Genomic DNA, 26,665 nt, shown 5'->3' with positions numbered 1-26,665 from the left:
ATTGAGTTTGTCGTGAATATCCCTCAGTAGCAGTGAACTTCGGAAAGGTGAGTAGCGTGGTGGATGACGACTCGCGGATATCCGAACTGCCTCTTGCTCCGCCGGCGGGGCATCGTGATCCGCCGAGCACCGAACGGGGTGCTCGCACCAGGGCTGCGCTGATCGCCTCTGCACGTGTGGTTTTCGAGCGGGCCGGCTATTTGGATGCGCGATTGATAGATATAGCGAAGGAAGCTGGGTGTGCTACCGGTTCCTTCTATACCTATTTTGCCAACAAGGAAGAAGTTTTTGCGGCCGTCCTCGAGGTAGCTCGTGAGGAAATGATGCATCCGGGCATCGGTAGGGTTGCGGGCACTGACGATCCATATGCCATTCTTGAGGCAAGTAATCGGGCGTATCTTGCGGCATATCAACGGAATGCAAAGTTGATGGGATTGATGGAGCAAGTTGCCAGTATCGACCCGGAGTTCCGCAGGATTCGCAACGAGCGGGCAGATGCATTTATTCTGCGCAACGCGCGAGGTATCGCCGAACTGCAAGAACGTGGTGTCGTTGATCCCGGCTTGAATCCTCTGCTTACGTCAATGGCATTGTCCGGCATGGTGAGTCGATTTGCCCACAGTGTATTCACGTTGGGTGACGGGCGAGTGGAAGGCAGGCCGGTCGAATTCGACGAGATTGTCGGCACCGTGACGGATCTGTGGGCCAATGCGCTGAAGTTCCCGAGGCGGAGCTGACGAAGCGCGCCCTGGTCGAGAGTGCTCAGGGCGCGCCTCGAAAATCGTCTCAGCTCTTCTCGACGACGCGAGCTACCGCTTCCGCGACGGCCACAGGCTTGTCGGAACCTTCGCGCTCGAGCACCTGGCGCGTCTTTACCTGGATACCGCCAGGCAACTGCTCGGCGGACACCACGGTTGAGCGCATCCGCAGTCGCGAGCCCACCGGGACCGGGGCGGGGAAGCGCACTTTGTCGTATCCGTAGTTGAGGCTGTGCGCAAAGCCGTCGAAGGCCAGGAGTTGGGAGGAGAACTGTGGGCCCAGTGAGAGGCTGAAAAGTCCGTGCGCGATGGTGGTGCCGAATGCGCTCGCCGCCGCACGCTCTGGGTCGACGTGAATCCACTGGTGATCGTTGGTGACCGCGGCAAAAGCGTCGATGCGATCCTGCGTGATCTCGTACCAGTCGGTGGGTCCCAGTTCCTGGCCGATCAACTTCTCGAGCTCGGCAAACGTGGACGGGCGGACGGGCAATTGCTCTTCAGTCATCGTGGTCCTTTACTCGCAGTTCAGGAGGTTGGAAAATAGATTCCAGCGGCGACGGTTGAAGTTGACGCCGGATTCAACTATACATGACAAGAGACGTGGATCACGGTAAAAGCTTTCGGTGAATGCAAGCGAGAGGAATCGCCAATGAAGGTCGCCCAGAAGGTTGCAATTGTCACCGGAGGTGGAGGCGGTATCGGGGGAGCGCTCGCCAGGAAGTTGGCGGCGGAGGGTGCCCGCGTAGTTGTGGCCGATCTCGATGCCGATGCAGCTGCCGCTGTGGCCGACGCGGTCAACGCAGGGCACCCAGGATCGGCGGTCTCCGCCGGTGGCGACGTGTCAGACGCCGGTGTGATCGAGGGGTTGATCGCGCAGGCCGAGGAGGCTTTCGGTCCCGTTGATCTCTACTTCGCGAATGCCGGTATCACCGGAGGCCTCGGTCTCGACGTCGACGAGGACGGCTGGGACGTAGCCTTCGACATCAATGTGCGGGCCCACATTCGCGCTGCTCGTTTGTTGGTTCCCGGATGGGTCGAGCGCGGCGAAGGGTACTTCGTCAGCACCGCTTCGGCCGCCGGCCTGCTCACGCAGGTCGGTTCGGCGGTGTACTCGGTTACCAAGCATGCGGCAGTGGGTTTTGCCGAGTGGCTGTCGATGACATACGGAGACAAGGGCGTCCGAGTCAGCTGTCTGTGTCCGATGGGTGTCAACACCAAGCTCCTCTATGAAGGGAAAGAGACCGGTGATCCCCTCGGAGTCGCTGCGACGGGAGCTGTCCTCGCTGCCGGCGAGGTGATCGAACCCGACCAGTGTGCCGAAATCGTCTTGGCTGCAATGGACGCCGAGCACTTCCTCATCCTCCCGCACCCGAAGGTACTGGACATGTACCGGCAGAAGGGCGCTGACTACGATCGCTGGCTCAGCGGAATGCGCCGTTACCAGGCGTCGTTGCTCGCCGGAACGCGATGATTCCGGAACTTGTACTTTCGCAGCAGCGTGGGCCCGTCCTACTGCTGACCTTCAATCGTCCGGACGTCTTGAACGCCTGGACAAACGAACTCGAGGACGTGTACTTCGATCTACTGGCCGCCGCGGACGACGATCCCGACGTCCGGGCAATCGTGATCACGGGTGCGGGTCGCGGATTCTGCTCGGGTGCAGATCTGAGCAACCTGAAGAACGTCGGCGACGTTTCCGACGAGGATCTGGTGAGGCCTCGGTCTCGCGAGTTTCCCACGTCGCTACGTAAGCCGTTGATCGGCGCCATCAACGGAGTAGCGGCCGGACTTGGTTTCGTGGAAGCGCTGTACTGCGACGTTCGATTCGGTTCGTCTGCAACACGATTCACCACCGCATTTGCCAAGCGTGGGCTGATCGCCGAGTACGGCATCTCATGGATGTTGCCTAGACTTGTCGGCCGGAGTCGGGCCACCGATTTACTGCTGTCGAGTCGAATGGTCGGAGCCGACGAGGCCTACCGCATCGGACTGATCGACCACCTGGTCGACGGTGATGTCGTAGAAGCAGCGGTTGCCTACGCCGCAGAAATTGCGGCCAACTGCTCGCCGACCTCGTTGTCCGTCATGAAATCCCAGCTGAGCGCCGACGAGACCGGCACGTTCGACGAATCCACGCAGCGCGCGGAAACGCTCATGGTCAACGCATTTCGCGGACCGGACGTCGTCGAAGGTGTCGCGAGTCATCTGGAGCGTCGGCCACCTAATTTTCCTTCCCTCTCTGTCAGGAGTTCACATGTCAGTCTTTGAGTTCTCGGATCGCACGAAGAAGTACCAGGCCGAACTGCTCGACTTCATGGACAAGCACGTCTATCCGGCCGAAGCGGTCTACGAAGCGCAGATGCGTGAGTCCGGTAACCCGCACTTCCAGCCGCCGATCATCGACGACTTGAAGAAGGAAGCCAAGGCGCGTGGGCTGTGGAACCTCTTTCACCCGCACCCCGAATGGGGCCCCGGCCTGACCAACCTGGAATACGCACCGCTCGCGGAGATCATGGGCCGCAGTCACCTGGCTTCCGAAGCCACCAACTGCGCCGCTCCGGACACGGGAAACATGGAGGTGCTCACGCTCTTCGGCACCGACGAGCACAAGGAGAAGTACCTCAAGCCGCTTCTCGAAGGCGAAATCCGGTCTGCCTTTGCCATGACCGAACCCGAGGTTGCCAGCTCCGACGCCACCAACATCCAGCTCCGCATGGATCGCGATGGCGACGAGTACGTACTGAACGGCCGTAAGTGGTTCGCTTCCAACGCTTTGCACCAGAACTGCAAGGTTCTGATCGTCATGGGCAAGACGGACTTCAATGCCGCGACGCACCGCCAGCAGTCGATGATGGTCGTGCCGATCGACGCTCCCGGCGTCACCATCGTGCGTAACCTGCCCGTCTTCGGTTACCAGGACCGCGAGGGACACGGCGAGATCACCTTCGAGGACGTACGCGTCCCGGCCAAGGACATCCTCGCCGGCGAGGGTGAAGGATTCGCGATCAGCCAGGCCCGCCTCGGCCCCGGCCGCATCCACCACTGCATGCGTGCAATCGGAATGGCCGAGCGCGCACTGGAACTGATGTGCAAGCGCGCATCCACCCGCATCACCTTCGGAAAGCCCGTCAGTGACAACGCGAATATCCAGGACTGGATCGCCGAGGCTCGTATCGACATCGAGATGGTTCGACTCCTCACGCTCAAGGCCGCTCACATGATGGACACGGTGGGCAACAAGGAAGCGCGCACCGAGATCGCAGCCATCAAGGTTGCGGCGCCGAACATCGCGCTCAAGATCATCGACCGCGCCATCCAGGTTCACGGCGGCGGCGGCGTCACGGACGACTTCCCTCTCGCGATGGCTTACGCCCACATGCGCACCCTTCGCCTGGCTGACGGCCCGGACGAGGTGCACAAGCGCGCCATCGCGAAGCAGGAACTGCGCAAGTACCGCGAAGTCAAGGCGAACTGACATGGCAGGACTGGATCTCACCGGTAAGACGGCAATCGTCACCGGCGCATCGCGTGGCATCGGCCTCGCGACCGCGCAGGCGATTGCGGCGGCGGGCGGAAACGTCGTACTGACTTCGCGCTCAAAGGAATCCGCAGATGCCGCTGCCGCACAGGTGACCGGCAACGCGATCGGCGTCGGCGCTCACGCGACGGACGAGGATGCTGCCCGCAAGTGCGTCGAGCAGACGATCGAGCGTTTCGGCAGTCTCGACATCTTGGTGAACAACGCGGGCACCAACCCGTCGTTCGGGCCGATCATCAACCAGGATCACTCGCGCTTTGCCAAGACCTTCGACGTCAACGTGTGGGCTCCAGTCCTGTGGACCGGGCTGGCGGCCCGAGCCTGGATGAGTGAGCACGGTGGATCCGTGGTCAACACCGCTTCGATCGGCGGCATGGCATTCGAGGCCGGAATCGGCACGTACAACGCGTCGAAGGCTGCTCTGATCCACATCACCAAACAGCTTGCGCTCGAACTGTCACCGAAGATTCGTGTCAACGCCGTTGCTCCGGGAGTGGTGAGAACCAAACTCGCCGAAGCTCTGTGGAAAGAACATGAAGAAGCGGTATCGGCGTCGACCGCTCTCGGGCGCATCGGTGAACCCGAGGACGTGGCTGCTGCCATCGCCTTCCTGGTTTCGGATGCAGCCCAGTGGATCACCGGAGAGATCATGACCATCGACGGTGGCCAGTTGTTGGGTGACGCGCTCCCGTTCCGGCGAGGAGCGTCCGTCGGTGGCTAGCGTCGGAGTAGTGGGACTCGATATCGAAGCGGTCACCGGGTGGATCGCAGGCCTGGGGATCGACTTCACCGGGCCGCTGTCCTTCGATCGAATCGGCCTGGGGCAGTCGAATCTCACGTACCTGGTTCGCGATCAGGACGGCAACCGCTGGGTGCTACGACGCCCACCTCTCGGTCACCTGCTGGCCTCGGCTCACGACGTGGCGCGCGAAGCTCGAATCCTGAGAGCTCTCGAATCCACGGATGTACCGTCGCCTCGCGTGTTCGGGTTGACCGAGGACCCGGCTGTCACCGAAGTTCCGATGCTGCTCATGGAGTTCGTGGACGGCGAAGTTGTCGACCGGATGCCACTTGCCGAGGCGTTGTCGGAGGATCGTCGCCGGGCAATCGGCATCTCGCTCGCTCAGACGCTGGCGAAGATACACGCCGTCGACCTGAAACAAGCCGGGCTCGATGATCTGGCAAGCCACAAGCCTTACGCTGCACGACAACTGAAGCGTTGGGGTGGACAGTGGGAGCAGTCGAAGACACGGGAATGTCCTGATCTGGACGATCTCACCCAACGTCTGATTGCAGCGCAGCCGGCACACACCGAAACCACGTTGGTGCACGGCGACTTTCACCTACGCAATGTGATCACCTCGGTGAGCAACGGCGAAGTGGTCGCGGCCCTCGACTGGGAACTCTGCACACTCGGGGATCCATTGGCAGACGTCGGAAGCTTGTTGGCGTACTGGCCGGCGGCGGGGGAGAACACGGGCGGCGATTTCCCGGCGTCAGCGCTCCCCGGATTCCCGTCGCGAGACGAGATCTCTCAGATCTACCTCGACGCTACCGGGAGAGATCCTGCTGCGCTGAAGTTCTGGCATACCTTGGGCCTGTGGAAGATTGCGGTGATCGCCGAAGGCGTGATGCGTCGTGCCCGCGACGAACCGCAGAATGCGGCCGAGAGTGGAACTCCCACAGTGGAACGTATTGACGCCTTGGTAGCCAAAGCCAGGGAAATTGCAGATCAGGCCGGGATCTGACGAGATCGTCCGGTGTCCGTCGAATCACGAAATCATGGAGGGCCAGTGAGCCAGGAACGTAGAACCGCAATTGTCACGGGTGCAGCACGCGGAATCGGTGCGGCAGTGGCCAGGCGACTGTCGGAAGACGGCTTTGCCGTTGCCGTGCTCGACCTCGACGAAGCAGCGTGTGCCGGAACCGTCGACGCGATCAAGGCCGCAGGCGGGCAAGCCCTGGCCGTCGGCGCTGACGTTTCCGACGAAGAGTCGGTCGCCGCAGCAGTGGAGCGGGTGGCAGCAGAACTCGGTTCGCCGACCGTACTGATCAACAATGCAGGCATCACCCGCGACAACCTTCTGTTCAAGATGAGCGTTGCCGAGTGGGACTCGGTGATGAACGTCCACCTTCGCGGAGCGTTCCTCATGTCGCGCGCGGTGCAGAAGTACATGGTGGAAGCGAAGTTCGGCCGTATCGTCAACCTCTCGAGCACGTCGGCTCTCGGCAACCGCGGACAGGTCAACTACTCCGCAGCGAAGGCCGGAATGCAGGGATTCACCAAGACGTTGGCCTTCGAACTCGGAAAGTTCGGGGTCACCGCCAACGCCATTGCCCCCGGATTCATCGAAACCGAGATGACCGCCGCAACGGCCGAGCGCATGGGAGTCGGCTTCGAGGACTTCAAGACCGCTGCCGCTTCGCAGATTCCGGTCAACCGCGTCGGGCAGCCCGAGGACATCGCGCACACCGCGTCGTTCTTCGTCAGCGAAGGCGCAGGCTTCGTTTCCGGTCAGGTCGTCTACGTCGCCGGTGGACCCAAGGACTGACTGTCCGCTCACCGCTCGAACCGAAGGAATGGGCATGGCTTTCGACGAAGAGGCAGTATCGCGTGACCTCACCGCCAAGGTGAACACGCTTCTCGCGGAACACGATCCGAACGCTGTATCGGTATCGGATTTCCTCGGCGCACGATTCGACGCCGGACTGGCGTGGGTTCACTTTCCCGAAGGCCACGGCGGTCTTGATCTGCCACAGAGCTTTCAGCGACAGATCAACGCGCAATTGGCGGCAGCGGGAGCCCCGGGGCCGGACACCGGCAAGAACGGTATCGGCCTCGGCATGGCTGCGCCCACCATCGCAGCGTTCGGCACCGAAGAGCAGAAACGAAAATTCCTGCGGCCGTTGTGGACATCCGAAACGGTGTACTGCCAGCTCTTCAGTGAGCCGGGCGCAGGATCGGACCTGGCTGCCGTCGCCACCCGGGCTGTCCGCGACGGCGACGACTGGATAGTGAACGGGCAGAAGGTCTGGACGTCGGGGGCGCAGAACGCGCAGCTGGCGATTCTTGTTGCCCGGACTGATCCGGAGCGGTCCAAACACGCAGGATTGAGCTACTTCATCTGCGACATGACCGATCCCGGAGTTGATGTCAGGCCGCTCCGCCAGATCACCGGTGAGGCTGAGTTCAACGAGGTATTCCTCACGGACGTCAGGATTCCGGATGCCAACCGGCTGGGCGGCGAAGGCCAGGGATGGAAGGTTGCAACCACCACCCTGAACAACGAGCGTGTTGCCATCGGTTCGGGTGCCCCTCGTGAGGGCGGAATGATCGGCAAGGTCGCGCAGGCTTGGCGCGACGTGCCTGATCTGCGTAACCCGGCGATGCACGACGAGTTGATGCGGCTCTGGACCGAATCGGAGGTCGCGCGTCTGACGGGTGAGCGTCTGCGCCAGCAGCTTGCCGCCGGCCAACCGGGGCCTGAAGGTTCGGGAATGAAGCTGGCGTTTGCAGGCTTGGCACAGCAGATTTCAGGTTTCGAGCTGGAAATGCACGGCGAAGACGGGCTGCGGTACGACGACTGGACGCTGCGTCGTCCGGATTTTGTCGACTTCACCGGGCGTGAACCCGGCTACCGGTATCTGCGAGCCAAGGGCAATTCGATCGAGGGCGGAACGTCCGAGATCCTGCGCAACGTCATCGCAGAGCGCGTTCTCGGGTTGCCGCCCGAGCATCGCGTCGACAAGGACATCGCCTGGAAGGACCTGCCCCGATGAGCGCCGATCTGCTGTACTCCGAGACCGAACAAGACCTGCGTGCCAGTGTTCGACGTTTGCTGAGTGCGCGCTCAGGTGCCGACACCGTGGTCACGGCGTACGACGACGTGTCCGCCGACTTCACCGGGCTGTGGAAGTCGCTGGCGTCGGAACTCGGTTTGGCGGGACTGCTGGTACCCGAGGAACTGGGCGGGGCAGGTGCGTCGACGCGTGAGGCCGCGGTCGTGATGGAGGAGATCGGCCGCGCGGTCGCTCCCGTTCCGTTCTTCACGAGTGCGGTGCTGGCGACGACGGCGCTGTTGAAAGCCGGCGAAACCGAGGTGCTCGGTCGATTGGCAGCCGGGGATTCGACGGCTGCTCTGATCGTCCCGTTATCCACTGCACCAGGTACTTTCGCGCCCACGGTCAGAGCGACGGTAAGCGGACTCGTCGGCAGCGTCACCACGGTTGCCGGCGTCGCCGAGTCCGATGTTCTTGTTGTTCCGGTTGCCGGTGAGAGTGGTGTGGAGCTGCACATCGTGCGGATCGCTGACGCTACTGTGACACCGATCCTGTCCCTGGACATGACGCGCCGATTGGCGGACGTCGAGTTCACGGAGGCGCCATCGATCCGCGTCGACAGTGGCAATGCCGCTGAGGCTGTCGAGGAGGCATTGCTCTGCGGAAGTGCACTCCTGGCCTCGGAGCAGTTCGCCGTGGCGCAGTGGTGCCTCGAGACCACGCTGGCTTATGTGAAGGAACGCAAGCAGTTCGGCCGCGCAATCGGTTCGTATCAGGCGATCAAGCATCGTCTGGCGGACCTGTGGCTCGAAGTCAGCTCTGCGGGTGCGGCCGCGCGTTATGCGGCTGATACCTATGCACGCGGTGACTCCGACGCGGCAGTTGCTGCGACGCTCGCTCAGGCGTACTGCAGCGGAGTCGCGGTTCACGCGGCGGAGGAATGTGTACAGCTTCACGGTGGGATCGGTATGACGTGGGAGTATCCGGCGCACCTGTATCTCAAGCGAGCCAAGAGTGACCAATTGACGCTGGGAACTGCATATCAGCACCGGGCGCGGCTTGCCGAGCTCGTCGACCTCCCCATCTCGTCCTGAACCACCCTCACTACCGAAACTGGAGAAAACACTGTGAAGGCTTGGCGCGTCAATCAACTCGGTGAACCCCGCGATGTCCTCTCGTTGGAGGAGGTGCCGGAGCCCACAGCTGGTGCCACGGAAATGCTGGTGAAGGTGCTCGCAGCACCGGCGAACTTCCCCGACGTACTCATGTGCCGTGGTGAGTACCAGATCAAGCCGCCGCTGCCCTTCACTCCCGGTGTGGAATTGTGTGGTGAAGTTGTGTCGGTGGGTGATTCGGTCACGAAGTTTGTGGTAGGCGATCGCGTGATCGGCAATCCGAGCTTGCCGTCGGGTGGCTTTGCCGAATTCTCGGTGCTGGACCAGAACAACACCTTTCCGGCGCCATCGGCACTGGACGACGCCGAAGCCTCCGCGCTGAGCATCGGCTATCAAACGGCGTGGTTCGCGCTGCACCGTCGCACACAACTGCTCGAAGGTGAGACCCTGCTGGTTCATGCCGCCGCAGGTGGTGTTGGCAGTGCCGCAGTGCAACTCGGCAAAGCTGCCGGTGCCAAGGTGATCGGTGTTGTCGGCGGACCGGAGAAGGCCGAGTACGCGCGCAAGCTCGGGGCGGACCTCGTGGTGGACCGTCACAGTGAGGACTTTGTTGCCGCGGTGAAGGAGTTCACCGGTGGCAAGGGCGCCGACGTGGTCTTCGACCCGGTTGGCGGCGATGCGTACGCAAAGTCGACCAAGTGCATCGCGTTCGAAGGCCGGATCGTCATCATCGGATTTGCCGGTGGCACGATTCCACAACCGGCTCTCAATCATGCTCTCATCAAGAACTATTCGATCATCGGTCTGCACTGGGGCCTCTACAAGGCGTACAACCAGCAGGCCATCGACGATTGCCACGTCGAGCTCACCAGGCTCGCCGACGCAGGCTTGGTCAAACCCCTGATCAGTGAGCGGTTGTCGTTGACGGACGTTGCCGACGGTATCGGTCGCCTCGGCGACGGCACCACGGTCGGCCGAGTCGTGTTCCAACCCTGAATCGCACAACACTGGAAAGGTCCTCATGAGACAAGCTGTCATCGTGTCCACCGCCCGCACTCCGATCGGCAAGGCGTACCGCGGCGCGTTCAACAACACACAGGCTCAAGAGCTTGCTGCACATGCTATTTCGAATGCCGTTGCGCGCGCCGGGCTCGAGGGTGGCGAAGTCGAGGACGTCATCCTCGGCGCAGCGTTGCAGCAGGGATCTTCCGGCGGCAACGTCGCACGGCAAGCGGTGCTGCGGGCCGGGCTTCCGGACTCGGTGTCCGGAATGACGATCGACCGTCAGTGCTCGTCCGGACTGATGGCCATTGCGACGGCGGCAAAGCAGATCGTCGACGACGGTATGCAGATCGCGATCGGTGGTGGCGTCGAATCGATCTCGTTGGTCCAGAACGATCACATGAACAACTTCCGTGCGGCAGATCCGTGGCTGAAGGAGAACAAGCCGTCGATCTACATGCCGATGCTGCATACGGCCGAGATCGTGGCCGAACGCTACGGCGTCACGCGTGAGCAGCAGGACGAGTTTGCACTGGTGTCTCAGCAGCGCACTGCAGCAGCTCAGGAAGCAGGCCGTTTCGATCTCGAGATCGTGCCGCTGACGTCGGTCAAGCAGGTTCAGAACAAGGAGACCGGCGAGATCGGCACCGAGTCGGTCACACTCACTCGCGACGAAGGTAATCGTGCGTCCACCACGTTGGAGGGCCTCGCGAGCCTGCGTCCGGTGCTGGCCGACGGTACCGTCAGCGCGCATTCGTCCATCACCGCCGGAAATTCGTCACAGCTGTCCGACGGCGCGTCGGCATCGGTGTTGATGGAGGCTGGTGAGGCGGAACGTCGCGGCCTGGCTCCTCTTGGCATCTACCGCGGAATGGCTGTTGCCGGTTGCGCACCGGACGAGATGGGAATCGGTCCGGTATTCGCGATTCCGCGTCTGCTCGACCTGCACGGACTGAAGATCGACGACATCGATCTGTGGGAATTGAACGAGGCATTTGCTTCTCAGGCGCTGTACTGCCGCGACAAGCTCGGCATCGACCCCGACAAGTACAACGTCGACGGTGGCGGAATTTCCGTCGGACATCCGTACGGGATGACGGGTGCGCGGTTGGTCGGCCATGCTCTCCTGGAAGGGAAGCGCCGCGGCGCCAAGCTGGTTGTTGTCACCATGTGCATCGGCGGCGGCATGGGTGCTGCCGGGCTTTTCGAGGTCGCATGAGCTTGCTGGAGGGATTGTTCGACGTCAGTGGCAAGACTGTCGTCGTGACGGGTGGTTCGCGCGGAATCGGCTACATGATCGCTCGAGGATTTGTCGAAGGCGGCGCGACGGTAGTCATCTCGGCCCGTAAAGCGGAAGCGTGCGATGAAGCAGCGCGAGAGCTTTCCGAGTTCGGCACCTGCATCTCGCACCCGGCGGACTTGTCCACGGACGAGGGAATCGAGAGCCTCGCCGCGAAGGTCGCCGAGATTTCGCCGACACTCGACGTGCTGGTGAACAATGCCGGCGCAACGTGGGGCGCCCCCGTCGACGATTTCCCGGCAGCCGGCTTCGACAAGATCTTCGACATCAACGTCAAGGCGATCTTCCTGTTGACGCAGAAGTTGTTGCCACAGTTGCGTTCTGCGGCGACGACAGACGATCCCGCCCGAGTGATCAACATCGGATCGATCGACGGTCTTGTGGTGTCAGGCTCGGAAAACTTCTCCTACGGAGCGAGTAAGGCCGCAGTGCACATGTTGACCCGCAAGTTGGCGGCGACGCTTGCCGGCGAACGGATCACGGTCAATGCCATTGCGCCTGGGCCTTTTCCGTCGAAGATGATGGCCTTCTTGCTCGAGAACGAGGAAAGCGCGCAGGCGGTGGCGGATTCGGTTCCGCTGGGCCGGGTCGGAACGCCACAGGATGCGGCCGGTCTTGCAATCTTTTTGTCCTCACGCGGCGGCGCCTACTTGACGGGGACGGTAATTCCCCTCGATGGTGGAACGAGCGGAGCTCGCTGATCGGTTGACGACGGTCACGTCTGCGCCGGTTGCAGATAGACGATCTCCTCTGTGATCGGCGCGTCGTCAACTGGCGGCTCTTGTCGACGCCGCCACCAGATGGTGAACACGACGGCTCCGATCACCAGAGCTGCCAAGGCTACTACGGCCAGCCAGAACCTCGGCCCGTAGTAGCCGACCAGGACCATGCGCATCGCGTTGCGCGCCCAGGTCAGTGGCATCAGGGCGTGCAACCACCGCAGCGGGGCAGGCATCTGCTCGATGGGATACACCGCACCGAATGCAAAGATCTGAATCATCAAGGCGCTCAGTGCGATGAACGTTCCGTTGACGGCGCCGAATGCAACGGTGAACAGGCGTCCGCAGGCAACTGCAGCTGCACCGACAAGGATCATCACGGCGACCATCGCCACCACGCTGGGTGGGTCCACGTCCGCGACAGTCAGCGCAATCACGGACAGTATCAAAGCAGTGACAAGGGTGACGAGTGCCGGAATGCGATAGCGGCGCAGACCTTCACGCAGCATCGAGCCATGCACCTGCTGCGAGCGCCCACGACGTGGGCGGACTACGAACCAGGTGAGAATTCCGCAGAGGAACAGGGCTACGGACATCACTGCCGGTACTGCTCCAGGTCCGAATCCAGCCGCTGGGTAGTTGTTTCGAGCGTCAACCGCGACGGGTGCCGACAACAGGTTGGCGGTGGTGGCGCGTTCCTCGTCGGTGAACTGCGGTACCTGGGCGGCGCCGTCGGTGAGTCCCTGGGCCAGCTCGCCCGAGCCTGCATTCAGTTCACCCATGCCGACATTCAACTCGCCAAGACCGTCGCGGAGTTCGACGCTGCCTGCTGCCAGTTGGCCGATGCCGGAGGATAGTTCGTTTGCTCCCGCATCAAGTTGGTGCGCACCATCGGACAGTTGCCCGAGGCCGGTGCTCAATTCGCCGGCGCCGGCGGCAGCGGCGTTCAATCCGCCGCGATAGTCACTAGCCGGATCCGTGAGTTGGCGGGTGATTTCCCGGGCGCCGTCCCGGAGTTGGCTGAGTTGGCCCATCACGTCGTCATCTGCAGGTTGCGCGGTGAGCGAGGTTCGTAACGAGGCGAGCGCGTCGACAAGTCCGGCGGACACGGGGTCTCCCGCGAGCCGAAGCGAATTCGTCAACGTGTCGATCTGACCGACCACAGCACTTGCCGAGTCGGCGACATCAAGGATGGGCGTGGTCACCATGTCGACCACTTCGCTGATCTGGCGCGCCCCGGCGCCCAGTTCGTCCGCGCCGCCCACCAATTGCTGCATTCCGGTCGCGAGTTCTCGAGACCCGGCTGCGGCCTCATCGGTACCCGCGGCGAGTTCGCCCGCTCCCGCCGCAAGTTCCTGTCCGCCCTGGTTCGCCTCGCCTAGACCGGCCGCAAGTTCCGTACTGCCGGCGTAGAGCTGGTTGGTGCCGGCCAGTGCGGCAGCGGAGCCGTCGGAAAGCTGTTGTGCGCCGGCGGCTGCTTCTCCGAAGCCGGTTCCGAGTTCGCCGAGTCCCACCAGAACCTGGTCGATGGACTGCTCGCCGATGGATTCGGAGACGGCTGAACGTACCTGGGCGATGATGCTCTCGCCGACGGGGCCGGCGACGAGGCTGTTGTAGTCGTTGTAGACCACCTGCAATTGAGCTTTTCGTCCCGAACCGGTAGCCGCACTTGCCACATCGGCGCTGAACGACTCGGGTATCACGACGGAGAAGTAGTACGTGCCGTCGTCGACGCCCGTCTGCGCTTCCTGAGCCGTGACGACCTTCCAGGCGACGTCGCCACTGTCGACCAGTGCGGCCACCACGTCGTCTCCCGCAACGATGTGGGTGCCGTCGAGATCGGTGCCCTTGTCGGCGTTGACGATGGCCACGGGCAGACGGTTCACAGTGTCGCCCGGGTCCCACAAAGCCCACATGTAGAAGGCGGCAATCGAGAGCGGCGCGATCACCAGCACCGCGAGGATCGTGCGAATGACATGTACACGCCGGGGCGAAGCGTCGTGAGCGGATGTGGACACCATGAACGGCTCGTTTCTCGTGAACCGGAGTGGACGGCGGGGCACTCCGAATGCGCTGGACATACGTCCAGCTCGGTCACACTACAAAGCAATCGAGTTCGGCGTGAGGTTTTCCGCATAATTGGTGCGCAGCCGACAAATCGGCGCTGGAACTGATCCGGGATGAATACGAGGAATAATCAGCGACATGCGATTCTTGGAACTTCGACACGCACAATGCGAGCCCCCGGCTGCGTACTCTCCGGTCTTGGATACGTATGGCGATGTGCAGACCGTCCTGTTGGGAACCGACCCGCTTCCCACACATGTCGAGTTCGACGCGGTGATCGTCATGGGTGGCCCGATGGGCGTCGGCGATCAAGACGACATCGAGTGGTTGGCCTCCGAGATCGCGTACATTCGTGCGCTCGTCGACGCAGACGTTCCGGTCTGGGGAGTGTGCCTCGGTTCGCAATTGTTGGCGGCAGCGCTTGGTGCTCGCGTGTACACCGGGGCAGTCCCGGAGGTGGGCGTCGAGGACGTCACGTTGACCGAGGCCGGCACACTGGATCCGATCTGGGGGAGTCTGCCCGCCACTTTTCCTGCCATGCAATGGCATTCGGATACTTTCGAGATCCCGGAGGGCGGCGTGCATCTTGCAGGTTCTTCCAAGTACCCGAACCAGCTCTTCCGGTACAAGGAGAGCTACGGCGTGCAGTTTCACCTCGAAGCGTCGTGTGAAGTCGCTCGCGATTGGATGGAGTTGGACGAGTATCGCGAGTCGCTGCTGACTTCGCTGGGCGCCGACGGACCTCGGATCTTCATCGAGCAGTTGGCATCCGCGGAAACCGAAGGACTCGAGTTTGCCGCGACGGTCATGGACAGGTGGCTGAAGTCGATTTCGGCCAGGTAGGCCCGGAGCAGCCGCGCAAGGCTTACGGTGTGGAGAATGTCCGGGTTCTTGTCCGAAAGGATCGGCTATGCGCTCATTTCTGATTCCGGACAGCCAGCGTCGCAGCCTCGAGGAACTTGACGATCGGCTGGATCTCTCCACCGGAGACAAGGCGGCAAAACGTTCCGCGTTCTGGATAATGCTCGTTCTCTCCGGGATGATCGCGAGCGCCGGGGTGGTGGGTGACTCGACGGCCACCGTGATCGGGGCGATGATCGTCGCTCCGTTGTCCACGCCGATTCTGGGGATCGGCCTCGGCATCGTTACCGGTCGGGGCGCGCTCATTGCCCGCAGTGTTGTGTACGTCGCGGGTGGGCTCGTTGTTGTCGTTGCTCTCGGTTTTCTGTTTTCCCTTGTTCTGCTCAACCCGACGAGTGTGCTGTCCAACTCTCAGGTGACCGGACGAACCACCCCGACGTTGACGGATCTCGCGGCGGCCATCGCCACAGGGTTTGCCGGGTCGATCGCGATTACCCGGCGCGATGTCGGTGACGTGCTCCCCGGCGTGGCGATCGCGATTTCACTGGTTCCGCCTCTTGCCGTTGTGGGTGTCTGTCTCGGTTCGGGTGCACCGTCGCTTGCGTTGGGGGCGCTGATCCTCTTTGCGTCGAATGTCGTTGCCATGGTGATCACGGCGACGGTGGTACTGGTGATCGCCGGTTATGCGCGCGAATCAGGGGCAGCTGCCGCGGGACATCGACGGGTCTACCTGGTGTTGGCGTCGGCCCTGGTTGTTGTTGCCATCCCGATGGTGGTGAATTCTCTGGCTTCGTTGTGGGCGAGCCAGATCCATGATGCCGCGGAAGAGTGGCTGGCTGGAGTTCCGGGCGTTCAAGTCGGGTCCGTCACGTGGCAGGCGCACACCGCGGTGATCGAAGTACTGGGACCGCAGGATCTGCCGCCTGTCGACGACCTCGAGCGTGCGGTCGACGCGTTGGTGCCCTGGGGTCCGCACATCGTGATACTTCACGCCGTCGGTGCCCGAGTAGAGGCCGCGGAATAGAAGCGAAGTTACGTTCGCCTCTCTTCGGGGCATCCTCCCCGCGAAAGGGGAGCGATGAAACAGTCATGGAAATTGCCGGTAGTCGCATTGGCCTGTGCCTTTGTGCCCGCTGGCGTTGTCACAACAACAGCCCAGGCCTCGCCGTGGGGTTGCAATATCTCGGCGATCTTCGACAAGTCAGGTGGGCCGACCAACCCGATTCCGTGGCTCAACGGAACCGACGGGAATCTCCCCGACATGCAAGGCCGCACGTCTGCGGTCGAATACATCACCGGAGCGCTCAGCCCCAATCAGACGGTCGAACGGTTCAATGTGCTCGGCACCGATCTCGGGATCATGTGGGACAACGGCGCAGGCCAGGTTCTGACGGTCTTCGGCGATACGGTCGGATTGAATTCGGACCCGACGTGCGGCGGCGTTGTGGGTGACTGGCGAAGCAACGTCCTCTTTCGCAGCGCCGACGGCATTCTCAGTGACGGCATGAATATCGACTCCTCACCGGTCGATCGCCCCAATCGCTCCCGCGAAATCATCGACAGCCTCAAAGTCACCGGAGTCGAAACCAGCAGCATTCCTACGACGGGTATCGCGGTGGGTGGCGTGCAGTACGTCAACTACATGTCGGTGCGGTCGTGGGGAGGATCAGGAGAATGGGTGACAAATTTCTCGCAGATCGCGTCCTCCCGGGACAATGGCGAAACGTGGCAGGTGGAACCGGCGTCGGCGCGCCCGAACCTGCCGTTGACCGGTAACGCCAACTTCCAGATGGGGTCCTTCGTCAAGGACGGTGGGTATGTCTACAACTTCGGGACACCGTCGGGCAGGTTCGGCGAAGCGCGACTTTCGCGAGTGAAGGAAGAGTCGATCGTAGACGTCGCGGCGTACGAATACTGGGACGGAAAGGCTTGGGTGCCAAACAAACCCGATGTAGCGACGCCGGTTCTCGACGGCGACGTCAGCGAACTGTCGGTGCAGTACAACAACTATCTCGGAAAGTTCGTTGCGATGTACTCGAACGAATGGGGTGCTCTGGTGTTGCGTACCGCCGACCAACTGACCGGCCCGTGGAGTGCCGCCGACGTCGTGATCGAACCGGGCGCCGTCCCTGGCCTCTACGGCGCGTATATGCATCCGTGGTCTCAGGGGCAGGATTTGTACTTCCTTGCTACGACGTGGTCGGACTACAACGTGATGTTGATGAAAACGACGCTGTAAAAGCGAGTGGCTATCGTTGAACGGTGAGTACCACCGAACAACTCCCCACTCTCATCTCCGAACTGCGCGACGTACTGGTGGGTCCGCTGCCCGAGATCGGCCGCAGATTCTCGGTGTTGCTCACTGATCTGGTGCCACACACCGCGCTCGTGATCTTCACACGTGAATGCACCGGCCGGCCACGCAAGGTGGCTGGAGATCCGGCAGTCGTCGATCGAGTCACGATCGCCGAACTTGATCGCATCCGAACCGATCTTGCTGTGGGACAGATCTTTCGGGGGCAACTGGCGGTTGCCGGCCGGGAGCGTGAAGTGGTGGCCGTTCTCGATCGGACAGACACAGTGCTGGTCCTGTTGCCGCGCTCGACGGCAACTCGGGCAACGGCGCTCGAGTTGGCCGCAGCACTGTTCGGGGTGGTCGCTACCGGCATTCAACTGCAGGTCCGCAATGCCAGCCCGGCTTATTTGGCGGAGTCGCGTGCCGCGTCGTCGGAACGCGCGCGCACGGTTGCCGAGATGACCGAGGTTCACGCGGCGACGCTGGAGACCGTCCTGGCCACATTGCGTTCGGATGATCTCGACGACACTCGGGCGCGAACAGCTGCCAGGGAGACCACGTCGTCGGCGTTGATCCGGTTGCGGTCCGCTGTCGACGTCCATCGGGAACTGGCGGAAGAGGCAATCACCACGGCTTTTGCGCGGATGCGCGGGGAGTTGCGATCACTGCTCAAACACCGCAACGTCGAGTTGGAACTGGTGGAACCGCCGGTCGAGGGGCGTGGGCTTCCCGGTGAAGTTGCGCACGGCGCGCGGGCGGTGGTGCGAGGTGCGGTGCTTGCTCTTGCGGATCAACACACGCTGTCGCGGATTCGGGTCGAGTGGAGCCTCGACGGTTCCGCTCTGTTGATCGACATCCGCGACGACGGGCGAGGCGAAGCCGACGTTGCCGATCTGGAACGCCAATTGCGTTCGCGGGTAGAGACGTTGGGCGGATCAATAGATTCGGAGTCGACTACAGGTTGGGGCAGCCGGATCAGTGCCACCATTCCGCTCGACGTGGTTGCCGCGACGCCCGTCGACCACACGCTGTCCGATCTGGGTCCGCGAGAAATCGAAGTGCTCGAGCATCTGGTCGCGGGTCGTCGGAACAAGGCGATCTCCGAGCGTCTCGGTGTCAGTGAGAGCACCGTGAAATTTCACGTCGCGGGAGTTCTCAAGAAACTGGGCGTCGACAGCCGCGGTGCTGCCGCAGCTGTAGGCGCGGAAGCCGGTGTCAAACCAGCTCCCTAGCTCTTCGGATAGGTCGATCAGTTATTTCGGCCAGGGTTCCGGCTCGGGTATTCGGGTTAACCTCGTAGTGCGTTCATATATTGCTATGTGACGACATGTCCGAAAACGCACAAGCCAGGAGCAGAGCCATGCCACAGCAGGTACGCGGCGTCATCGCCCGATCCAAGGGTGCCCCCGTCGAAATCGTTCCCATCACGATTCCCGATCCCGGTGCCAACGAGGTGGTTGTTGCCATCGCAGCGTGCGGCGTGTGCCACACCGACCTCACCTACCGCGACGGCGGCATCAACGACGAATACCCGTTCCTTCTCGGGCACGAGGCGTCGGGCATCGTCGAGAGCGTCGGCGCGGGAGTCACGCACGTCGAGGTCGGCGACTTCGTCGTCCTGAACTGGCGCGCCGTCTGCGGGCAGTGCCGTGCATGTAAGCGCGGACGCCCCCAGTACTGCTTCGACACCTTCAACGCCGAGCAGAAGATGACCCTCGAAGACGGAACCGAACTGACGCCGGCCCTCGGCATTGGCGCGTTTGCCGACAAGACCCTTGTCCACGAAGGCCAGTGCACCAAGGTCGATGCGTCGGCTGATCCCGCTGTTGTCGGTCTGCTCGGTTGCGGTGTCATGGCCGGTATGGGTGCCGCCATGAACACCGGCAACGTCGGCCGCGGCGACTCGGTGGCTGTCATCGGCTGCGGTGGTGTCGGCGACGCCGCCATCATGGGTTCGCGTCTGGCCGGCGCCAACACTATCATCGCCATCGACCGTGATCCGCGAAAGCTGGAGTGGGCCACAGAACTTGGTGCAACCCACACGATCAACGCCACCGAGGTCGACGACGTTGTCGAAGCTGTTCAGGAGCTGACCGGCGGTTTCGGCGCAGACGTCGTGGTTGACGCAGTCGGACGCCCGGAGACGTGGAAGCAGGCCTTCTACGCGCGTGACCTCGCGGGAACCGTAGTGCTGGTAGGTGTTCCGACGCCGGACATGACTCTCGAGATGCCACTTGTCGACTTCTTCTCCCGTGGTGGCGCACTCAAGTCGTCGTGGTACGGAGACTGCCTGCCCGAGCGCGACTTCCCGGTCCTGGTCGATCTGTACCAGCAGGGGCGTCTGCCGCTCGAGAAGTTCGTCAGTGAGCGCATCAAGCTCGACGAGGTCGAGAAGGCCTTCGAGACGATGCACCGCGGCGAGGTCCTGCGCTCGGTGGTGGTCCTGTGACCTTGCGAGTCGATCGCGTCGTCACATCAGGTTCGTTCAGCCTCGACGGCGGAACGTGGGACGTGGACAACAACATCTGGCTGATCGGTGACGACAACGAGGTGGTTGTCGTGGACGCCGCGCACACCGCGCAGCCCATCATCGACGCCGTTGCCGGCCGCAAGGTTGTCGGAATCGTGTGTACTCACGGACACAACGATCACGTCACCGTTGCGCCGGAACTGTCCGAGAAGCTCGACGCTCCGATCTACCTGAATCCGGCTGACGACGTCCTCTGGGAGATGACACATCCAGGCGTCAAGCACCTGAGTTTGGAAGACGGGCAGCGAATCTCGGTGGCAGGCACCGATATTCTGGCCATGCACACGCCGGGCCATTCGCCGGGATCGACCTGCCTCTACCTGCCGGAGGCTGGCGAACTGTTCAGCGGCGACACCTTGTTCTCCGGTGGTCCCGGTGCTACCGGGCGGTCGTACTCCGACTTCCCGACCATCATCGGGTCCATTCGCGACAAGCTGTTCGCGCTCCCCGCCGAGACCAAGGTTCACACCGGTCACGGCGACGGCACGACGATCGGTACCGAGGCGCCGCATCTCGAAGAATGGATCCGCGCCGGATCCTGACCACAGCAGAAAACGGTAGGTGCGAACACGACCTGTGTTCGCACCTACCGTTTTTACGTCCGCGCTGCGTTCGGAGTCCAACGCGAATGCCGCGTCTCGGATTCCCCGTCGCGGATCAGAGTCAACCGAGGCGGTGGGCCGTCGGTGCGCCCACTCGGCGGTTTACGGCTGCCCGCCTTGAACTGGTCGGGCCACGACACGCCGGGACCGGTGTACTCCTGCTCGGCCGCAGCGTGCAGAGTCCAAGCCGGGTTGTACAGATGCGGACGACCGAGCGCCACCAGATCCGCGCGGCCCGCCAGTAGTACCGAGTTGACGTCATCGTGCGACGAAATTGCACCCACTGCAATAACTCCGACGCCATGTGTGCGACCAACCGTGTTCCGGATGCGATCGGCAAAAGGTGTCTGGTAGCTGCGGCCGAACGCGGGTGCCTCGTCCTTGACGATCTGCCCGGAGGAGACGTTGAGTACGTCGACACCGTGTTCGGCAAAGGCCTCGACGATGCGTAGGGAATCGTCGACGGTGTTGCCGCCCTCTGCCCAGTCCACCGCGGAGATGCGGACCGATATCGGCTTCTCCGTGGGCCAGACTTCACGGACGGCATCAAAAACACTGAGCGGGAATCGAAGCCGATTCTCGATCCTTCCGCCGTATTCGTCCGTCCGTGTGTTGGAGAGCGGGGACAGGAACGACGACAGAAGATAGCCGTGGGCGCAGTGGAGTTCGAGGAGGTCGAATCCGGCCCGGTCCGCGCTGCGCGCGGCTTCGACGAACTGCGCTCTCACGACGTCCATCTCGGCGGTGGTGATTTCGCGTGGAACTTGATTGGCCGGTGAGTACGGCAGCGCCGACGCGCTGACAACGTCCCAGTTGCCGTCCTCGAGTGGTTGGTCGATGCCCTCCCACATCAGTTTCGTGGACCCCTTGCGTCCTGAATGACCCAGCTGCACACCGAGCTTTGCATTGGACTGTTCATGGACGAAGTTGACTATCCGCCGCCACGACTCTTCCTGCTCGGCATTGTACAGCCCGGTGCAGCCGGGAGTGATGCGCCCCTCGGGGCTGACGCACACCATCTCGGTCATGACCAACCCGGCACCACCGAGAGCTTTGCTGCCTAGATGGACGAGATGGAAATCTCCGGGCACTCCGTCGACGGCCGAATACATGTCCATGGCCGAGACCAGGATGCGGTTTTCCAGCTCGAGGCCGCGCATTCGGTATGGGTGGAACATCGGTGGGCGCGAGGTGGTTTCGTCGGTGTGTCCGGCCTCGATCTCGTTGGCCGCGTACCAGTCGTCGATAGCCTCCACAAACGCTGGATCCCGTAGGCGGAGGTTGTCGTAGGTGATTCGGCGGCTACGGGTCATGAGGTTGAACGCGAACTGCTGTTCGTTCTGGCCCGTGTATTGGTCGATGTTCTCGAACCATTCGAGGCTGGCCTGGGCGGCGCGCTGAACCGACAGGACCACGGGCCGCCTCTCGATTTCATATGCTTCGAGACCGGCCTCGAGGGAATCGTGCTCATGCAGACATGCGGCGAGGGCCAACGAATCTTCCATCGCGAGTTTGGTTCCGGACCCGATGGAGAAGTGCGCTGTGTGGGCTGCGTCGCCGAGAAGGATGACATTCTCGTGACGCCAGTGCTCGTTCCGAACTGTCGTGAAGTTGATCCACTTCGAGTTGTTCGCGAGGACACTGTGTCCGCCGAGGACATCGGCGAATATTTCCGTGATCATCGCGATCGACTTCTCGTCGTTCTCGCCGGGGCGGAACTCGGCCGCAGCAAAGGCGTCGAATCCCGCTTTCCGCCAAACGTCTTCGTGCATTTCGACGATGAAGGTGCTGCCTTGGTCGCTGAACGGGTAGCCGTGAATTTGCATGACGCCGTGTGGGGTTTCCTTGACGTAGAACTTGAATGCCTCGAATACCTTGTCCGTTCCGAGCCACATGAACTTGCTCTTGCGCGGGTCGAGAGTTGGCTTGAAGGTCTCCGCATACGTGCTTCGGATCGCAGAGTTGATGCCGTCCGACGCGAGGACAAGATCGTAGTCGCGACTGAGGTCCTCGACCGGCGGTGCGAAGGTACGGAATCGAAGATCCACCTCGAGATCCCGGCAGCGCTCTTGAAGGATGCGGAGGAGTTCCTTGCGTGACATCGCCGCAAAGCCTTGCCCACCGGAAGTGAGGGTGGTTCCACGGTAATGGACGTCGATGTCGTCCCAGCGAGCGAACTGTGTGGCCATCTGCTCGTAGACTGCCTCGTCGGCATGTTCGATTCCGCCCAGCGTTTCGTCGCTGAAGACAACTCCGAAACCGAAAGTGTCGTCGGGAGCGTTTCGTTCCCACACCGTCACTTCGTGGTTCGGGTCGAGTTGCTTCATCAGTGCCGAAAAGTACAGACCGCCGGGGCCGCCGCCCACTACTGCAATACGCATGGGATTTCCTTAGTTCGTTGTGTTCGTCTGGGTGACAGGTTGTTGTCGCTTGCCGGTCTCGAAGCCGGCACGAATGTGCTCAGGCCATGGGCTGGATCCGCCCCTGGCTCCATCGGTGTGAACGACGGTCAGGGTGCCGGTAGCAGCGATTGTCTCGTCGCGGTCGACTCGGAATTCGAAAGTCAGTGAACTCGTGCCGATTCGCGAGACCGTCAGTTCGACGTGGACGAGGTCCTGGTGCCACAGTCGCTCGCTGTATTCCACGTCGTACTTGATTCGTGGAACAACGCCGAACAGGTGAAGGCATCCCAACTGCTCGTACAGTGCGGACTCGGCTGCTTCGACCCACCGGATGATTGTCGAATGGTGGTAGTGGCCCGCAGCATCGGTGTCCTGCCAATCGACGACGCGTTCGATCCGGATAGATGCGCGCGTCATGATGCCGCTCCTGCGCCGTGCTCGTGCAGCCGAAATCTTTGAAGCTTGCCAGTTGGCGTCTTGGGTAGTTCATCCGCAAAGGTGATGCTGCGGGGGTATTTGTACGGTGCGGCAGTTTGTTTGACGAAGTTCTGCAGTTCCTTGACCTTGGCCTCGTCACGGGGAACACCAGGTGCCAGAACGACGATTGCGTGGACGACCATTCCGCGCTCGTCGTCGGGTAGTCCGATAACACCCGATTCCAGAACGTCCGGATGCTGGTCGATCACCCACTCGACCTCTGGCGCTGCGATGTTGTACCCGGAGGAGACAATCATGTCGTCGCTGCGGGCCTGGTACCAGAAGTATCCGTCGGTATCACCGAATGTATCTGTCTCCGGTCATGTTCCAGCCGTCGCGGACGTAGCTGGTCTGCCGGGGATCCGCCAGGTAGCGGCAACCGGTAGGTCCCTTGACGGCGAGGAGTCCGGCTGTTCCGTCGGGAACAGGGGTTCCGTCGATGTCGTGAATTTCGGCGCGAAATCCGGGAACGGCACGTCCCGTGGAACCGGGTCTGATGTCGTCATCGGAGGCGGAGATGAAGACATGAAGCATCTCCGTGCCGCCGATGCCGTCGATGATCGACTTCCCGGTGCGCTCCTTGACGTCACGCCAGACGCTTTCCGGAAGATGCTCGCCCGCGGACACCAGCCGCCGGACACTCTGTAGCGCTTGGTCTTTACCGGCTCGAAGCATCGCTCGATAGGCGGTAGGAGCAGTGAAGAGAACACTGATGTGATGCTCGAGCAGAGCGTCTGCCAGTTCGCTCGGAGTTGCGCGTTCGATCAGAAGTGTCGATGCGCCGACCCGCATGGGGAAGATGACGAGTCCGCCCAGACCGAAAGTGAAGGCCAGTGGTGGTGTGCCGGTGAAGATATCGTCTGCGGTCGGTTTGACTATGTACTTCGAGAACGTGTCGGCGTTTGCCAATACGTCGCGGTGAAAGTGCATTGTTGCCTTGGGGACGCCGGTGGTGCCGGATGTGGGGGCGAGTAGAACCACATCGTCGGCTGCCGTGTCTACGTTCTCGAAGGTGCCGGGTTTCGACGATGCGCGGGCATGAAGATCGGTGGATTCGTTAGTCCCGCAGGTGATGACAGGGATCGTTCCCGCTGCTTCGAGAAGTTCTTCGGCGAGTGCACTGTCGGTGATAGCGACAGTCGGTGTGGTGATTGCGATCAGCTTTCGAAGTTCGGGTGCACGCAGCAACGGCATGGTGGTGACCACTACGGCGCCCGCCTTGACCACGGCAAACCAGCAGGCCACCATCCACATGTTGTTGCTGCCGCGCAGCAATACTCGGTTGCCGGGAACAACGCCGAAGTCTTCGGTGAGTACTCGCGCAATCTGATTCGAATGGCGGAGCAGGTCTCCGTACGTCCAGGTCTCGGTCTGCGAGCGTAAGCATGGACGGGTGGGGCCAAGTGCTGCGACGGTGTCGTCCAGGAGTGCGGTGGCGCAGTTGAGGCGTTCCGGGTACTGCAGGTCGGGGAGTTCGAAGAGAAACTCGGGCCATTGAGATTCCGGAGGCAAATTGTCACGGCAGAAGGTGTCGACGTGTGCCGTTGCGGTGAGTGCCATTCTCGACCTTTCGAGTATTGGTTGAGGAACCCAATGTATGCCGTAGTTTGAACGATCGCAATAGAGACGAAATAACTTTCTTGCGGATTTGCTCCATCTGGACCGTGTCTGCCTGCAATATTGTGTTTCATTGACGAACGTCAGGCTTACGGTATATCTTACCTCGCTAGATGGCGTGGATCACACTTTTCTGTCTGGTGCGATCGCGCCAGTAGCCCTCGTAGGCGGTGCGGATCTCGCGTCGCGCCACCGATCAGAGTCAGCCGACCACCAAGGAGCAGGCATATGTCGCGACCGGATGTACCGCAACGGCCAGGGGCCAAACAGCGCACGGGAATTTTGGTGTTGATTCTCTGCTTCGTCACCATCGTGTTCGACGGGTACGACCTGGTTGTCTACGGATCAACAGTGCCCACATTGATTGCCTACGATGACTGGAATCTCGATTCCGGTGGGGCCGGCCTGATCGGCAGTATGGCTTTGGTGGGCATGCTCCTCGGGACGATGACCGTCGGCTTCCTGACCGACCGGCTCGGGCGACGCAGGATCATGCTCGGTTCCATCGTGTGGTTCTCGATTTGTATGCTGGCGACCGTATTTGCGCCCAACGAGTACGTGTTCGGAGTCTTGCGATTCCTCACTGGTATCGGACTCGGTGGTGTGGTGCCCACCTGCATTGCACTGACCGTGGAATTTGCGCCCAAGGAGCGCCGAAATTTTGCCAACGCCGTGATGTTCAGTGGGTATTCGGTCGGCGGCGTGATCGCAGCGGTATCGGCGATCACATTGCTGCCCGATATCAACTTCAAAGCTCTGTACCTGCTTGGTGCGCTTCCCCTGGTGACTCTGCTGCCTGTTGCCTACAAGTTTCTGCCGGAATCGATCTCCTACCTTGCTCGGACAGGGCGAGACGATGAGGCGCGTGCCACCGCGGCGCAGTTCGGAGTTGTCTACGAGGACGTCGTGTCGGCGGAACCGATTGTGGCAAAGCCGGATACGGATGCTGTGCAATCGGGTATGCGCGAGTTGTTCACCCCGCGTTGGTTACGATCGACGATCTTGTTTGCGCTCGCCAACTTCTGCGGGTTGCTCCTGGTCTACGGATTGAATACCTGGCTGCCCCAGATCATGCGGTCGGCAGGATATGCATTGGGCAGTGCTCTTGCGTTCCTCCTGGTTCTGAATCTCGGCGCGATTGTCGGATCGATCAGCGCGTCGTATATCGCGGACCGGATCGGTATTCAGAAGGTTGTCATCACCTCATTCCTGGTTGCCTTTGGCGCAGTGATGTTGTTGAGTGTGAATCTGCCGATGGCGCTTTTGTTTGTCTTCGTCGCTTTTGCGGGGTTGGGAAGTGTGGGAACACAGATCCTGGTAGGTGGGTTCTGTGCCACGCACTACCCGCAGCGACTGAGCGCGAATGCGCTTGCCTGGTCGTTGGGAGTCGGTCGGGTCGGTGCGATTTGTGGGCCGATCATCGGTGGCATCATCGCGGATCTGGCCTTCGGATATCAGGTGAACTTCTATGTCTTCGGTGCTGTCGCTGTAGCCGGAGCTGCTGTTGCTGCCTTGGTGCCACGCAATATAAACGCCGCTCAGGCTGGAGTGGGATCGGTTTCCGGGCGGCCAGGTGTCCGCGCACCCTGATTGCGTAACTG

At 61.8% G+C, this 26,665-nt stretch carries 25 protein-coding genes; 19 read left to right on the top strand and 6 right to left on the bottom strand.

Annotated features, from left to right (window positions below; genetic code table 11):
* Positions 1-56 precede the first annotated feature (56 nt).
* On the top strand, positions 57-737 hold the full coding sequence (locus KYT97_RS17495; protein WP_033233630.1) for a TetR/AcrR family transcriptional regulator: 681 nt from the start codon (positions 57-59) through the stop codon (positions 735-737).
* Positions 738-786: 49 nt separating this feature from the next.
* Here KYT97_RS17495 and KYT97_RS17490 read toward each other — a convergent pair whose 3' ends face one another.
* On the bottom strand, positions 787-1,263 hold the full coding sequence (locus KYT97_RS17490; protein ID WP_045065467.1) for a MaoC family dehydratase: 477 nt from the start codon (positions 1,261-1,263) through the stop codon (positions 787-789).
* 144 nt (positions 1,264-1,407) lie between these two features.
* On the opposite strand from KYT97_RS17490, the gene KYT97_RS17485 reads away from it, so the two are divergent.
* From KYT97_RS17485 to KYT97_RS17435, 11 genes are read left to right on the top strand one after another with little or no spacing between them, the layout of a single operon-like run.
* Positions 1,408-2,229 carry an SDR family oxidoreductase gene (locus KYT97_RS17485; protein WP_172937077.1) on the top strand — a complete coding sequence of 274 codons (822 nt, stop codon included), beginning with the start codon at positions 1,408-1,410 and terminating at the stop codon, positions 2,227-2,229.
* A complete protein-coding gene (locus KYT97_RS17480; RefSeq protein WP_141486819.1) occupies positions 2,226-3,026 on the top strand; it encodes an enoyl-CoA hydratase-related protein in 801 nt (266 codons plus the stop codon). Before KYT97_RS17485 ends, KYT97_RS17480 begins: the two co-directional genes overlap by 4 nt.
* Positions 3,013-4,233: an acyl-CoA dehydrogenase family protein gene (locus tag KYT97_RS17475; RefSeq protein WP_092804511.1), complete on the top strand. Its 1,221-nt coding sequence runs from the start codon at positions 3,013-3,015 to the stop codon at positions 4,231-4,233. The genes KYT97_RS17480 and KYT97_RS17475 overlap by 14 nt, the downstream gene beginning before the upstream one ends.
* Position 4,234: 1 nt before the next feature.
* Entirely contained in the window at positions 4,235-5,017 is a 783-nt protein-coding gene (locus KYT97_RS17470; protein ID WP_116102559.1) for an SDR family oxidoreductase, read from the top strand.
* Positions 5,010-6,044 (top strand): phosphotransferase family protein, encoded by a 1,035-nt coding sequence (locus KYT97_RS17465; RefSeq protein ID WP_219110333.1) that lies wholly within the window; start codon positions 5,010-5,012, stop codon positions 6,042-6,044. Before KYT97_RS17470 ends, KYT97_RS17465 begins: the two co-directional genes overlap by 8 nt.
* Before the next feature lie 45 nt (positions 6,045-6,089).
* Positions 6,090-6,848: a 3-oxoacyl-ACP reductase FabG gene (gene fabG, locus KYT97_RS17460; protein ID WP_095887345.1), complete on the top strand. Its 759-nt coding sequence runs from the start codon at positions 6,090-6,092 to the stop codon at positions 6,846-6,848.
* A gap of 34 nt (positions 6,849-6,882) precedes the next feature.
* A complete protein-coding gene (locus KYT97_RS17455; protein ID WP_219110332.1) occupies positions 6,883-8,076 on the top strand; it encodes an acyl-CoA dehydrogenase family protein in 1,194 nt (397 codons plus the stop codon).
* Positions 8,073-9,170 (top strand): acyl-CoA dehydrogenase family protein, encoded by a 1,098-nt coding sequence (locus KYT97_RS17450; RefSeq protein ID WP_219110331.1) that lies wholly within the window; start codon positions 8,073-8,075, stop codon positions 9,168-9,170. The genes KYT97_RS17455 and KYT97_RS17450 overlap by 4 nt, the downstream gene beginning before the upstream one ends.
* 33 nt (positions 9,171-9,203) lie before the next feature.
* Complete coding sequence (locus tag KYT97_RS17445; RefSeq protein WP_219110330.1) at positions 9,204-10,187, top strand: NADPH:quinone oxidoreductase family protein; 984 nt, start codon at positions 9,204-9,206, stop codon at positions 10,185-10,187.
* A gap of 25 nt (positions 10,188-10,212) precedes the next feature.
* Complete coding sequence (locus KYT97_RS17440) at positions 10,213-11,412, top strand: acetyl-CoA C-acyltransferase (RefSeq protein ID WP_095887342.1); 1,200 nt, start codon at positions 10,213-10,215, stop codon at positions 11,410-11,412.
* The gene (locus tag KYT97_RS17435) at positions 11,409-12,194 is read left to right on the top strand and encodes a RhlG family 3-oxoacyl-ACP reductase (RefSeq protein WP_219110329.1); all 786 of its coding nucleotides are present in this window, start codon (positions 11,409-11,411) and stop codon (positions 12,192-12,194) included. The genes KYT97_RS17440 and KYT97_RS17435 overlap by 4 nt, the downstream gene beginning before the upstream one ends.
* 14 nt (positions 12,195-12,208) lie before the next feature.
* On the opposite strand, the gene KYT97_RS17430 is transcribed toward KYT97_RS17435, so the two are convergent.
* Entirely contained in the window at positions 12,209-14,233 is a 2,025-nt protein-coding gene (locus KYT97_RS17430; protein WP_219110328.1) for a YhgE/Pip domain-containing protein, read from the bottom strand.
* A gap of 244 nt (positions 14,234-14,477) precedes the next feature.
* On the opposite strand from KYT97_RS17430, the gene KYT97_RS17425 reads away from it, so the two are divergent.
* The 6 genes from KYT97_RS17425 to KYT97_RS17400 all read left to right on the top strand — a co-directional run bounded on the left by KYT97_RS17425 (position 14,478) and on the right by KYT97_RS17400 (position 20,508).
* The gene (locus tag KYT97_RS17425; RefSeq protein ID WP_239654639.1) at positions 14,478-15,122 is read left to right on the top strand and encodes a type 1 glutamine amidotransferase; all 645 of its coding nucleotides are present in this window, start codon (positions 14,478-14,480) and stop codon (positions 15,120-15,122) included.
* A gap of 67 nt (positions 15,123-15,189) precedes the next feature.
* Complete coding sequence (locus tag KYT97_RS17420; RefSeq protein ID WP_092804499.1) at positions 15,190-16,164, top strand: TIGR00341 family protein; 975 nt, start codon at positions 15,190-15,192, stop codon at positions 16,162-16,164.
* Between the two features lie 54 nt (positions 16,165-16,218).
* Positions 16,219-17,379 (top strand): glycoside hydrolase family 183 protein, encoded by a 1,161-nt coding sequence (locus KYT97_RS17415; RefSeq protein ID WP_219110327.1) that lies wholly within the window; start codon positions 16,219-16,221, stop codon positions 17,377-17,379.
* A 23-nt stretch (positions 17,380-17,402) separates the two neighbouring features.
* Positions 17,403-18,668 (top strand): helix-turn-helix transcriptional regulator, encoded by a 1,266-nt coding sequence (locus tag KYT97_RS17410; protein WP_033233614.1) that lies wholly within the window; start codon positions 17,403-17,405, stop codon positions 18,666-18,668.
* Positions 18,669-18,796: 128 nt separating this feature from the next.
* Complete coding sequence (locus KYT97_RS17405) at positions 18,797-19,885, top strand: S-(hydroxymethyl)mycothiol dehydrogenase (RefSeq protein ID WP_033233613.1); 1,089 nt, start codon at positions 18,797-18,799, stop codon at positions 19,883-19,885.
* Positions 19,882-20,508, top strand: a complete 627-nt coding sequence (locus KYT97_RS17400) for an MBL fold metallo-hydrolase (protein WP_138870791.1) — start codon at positions 19,882-19,884, stop codon at positions 20,506-20,508. The genes KYT97_RS17405 and KYT97_RS17400 overlap by 4 nt, the downstream gene beginning before the upstream one ends.
* Positions 20,509-20,561: 53 nt before the next feature.
* On the opposite strand, the gene KYT97_RS17395 is transcribed toward KYT97_RS17400, so the two are convergent.
* From KYT97_RS17395 to KYT97_RS17385, 4 genes are read right to left on the bottom strand one after another with little or no spacing between them, the layout of a single operon-like run.
* Positions 20,562-22,949: a bifunctional salicylyl-CoA 5-hydroxylase/oxidoreductase gene (locus KYT97_RS17395; RefSeq protein WP_219110326.1), complete on the bottom strand. Its 2,388-nt coding sequence runs from the start codon at positions 22,947-22,949 to the stop codon at positions 20,562-20,564.
* 9 nt (positions 22,950-22,958) lie between these two features.
* Complete coding sequence (locus KYT97_RS17390) at positions 22,959-23,387, bottom strand: acyl-CoA thioesterase (protein WP_095887338.1); 429 nt, start codon at positions 23,385-23,387, stop codon at positions 22,959-22,961.
* Positions 23,384-23,704: an AMP-binding enzyme gene (locus KYT97_RS30935; RefSeq protein ID WP_245005857.1), complete on the bottom strand. Its 321-nt coding sequence runs from the start codon at positions 23,702-23,704 to the stop codon at positions 23,384-23,386. The genes KYT97_RS17390 and KYT97_RS30935 overlap by 4 nt, the downstream gene beginning before the upstream one ends.
* 40 nt (positions 23,705-23,744) lie before the next feature.
* A complete protein-coding gene (locus tag KYT97_RS17385; RefSeq protein WP_245005856.1) occupies positions 23,745-25,007 on the bottom strand; it encodes an AMP-binding protein in 1,263 nt (420 codons plus the stop codon).
* A gap of 285 nt (positions 25,008-25,292) precedes the next feature.
* Here KYT97_RS17385 and KYT97_RS17380 point away from each other — a divergent pair, with 285 nt between their 5' ends.
* Positions 25,293-26,654: an MFS transporter gene (locus KYT97_RS17380; protein ID WP_219110325.1), complete on the top strand. Its 1,362-nt coding sequence runs from the start codon at positions 25,293-25,295 to the stop codon at positions 26,652-26,654.
* Positions 26,655-26,665 lie beyond the last annotated feature (11 nt).

The organism is Rhodococcus globerulus, from assembly GCF_019334125.1.
Lineage (GTDB): Bacteria > Actinomycetota > Actinomycetes > Mycobacteriales > Mycobacteriaceae > Rhodococcus_F > Rhodococcus_F globerula.
The sequence above is the reverse complement of the archived record's forward strand: the minus strand, read 5'-3'. Positions and strand labels throughout refer to the sequence as shown.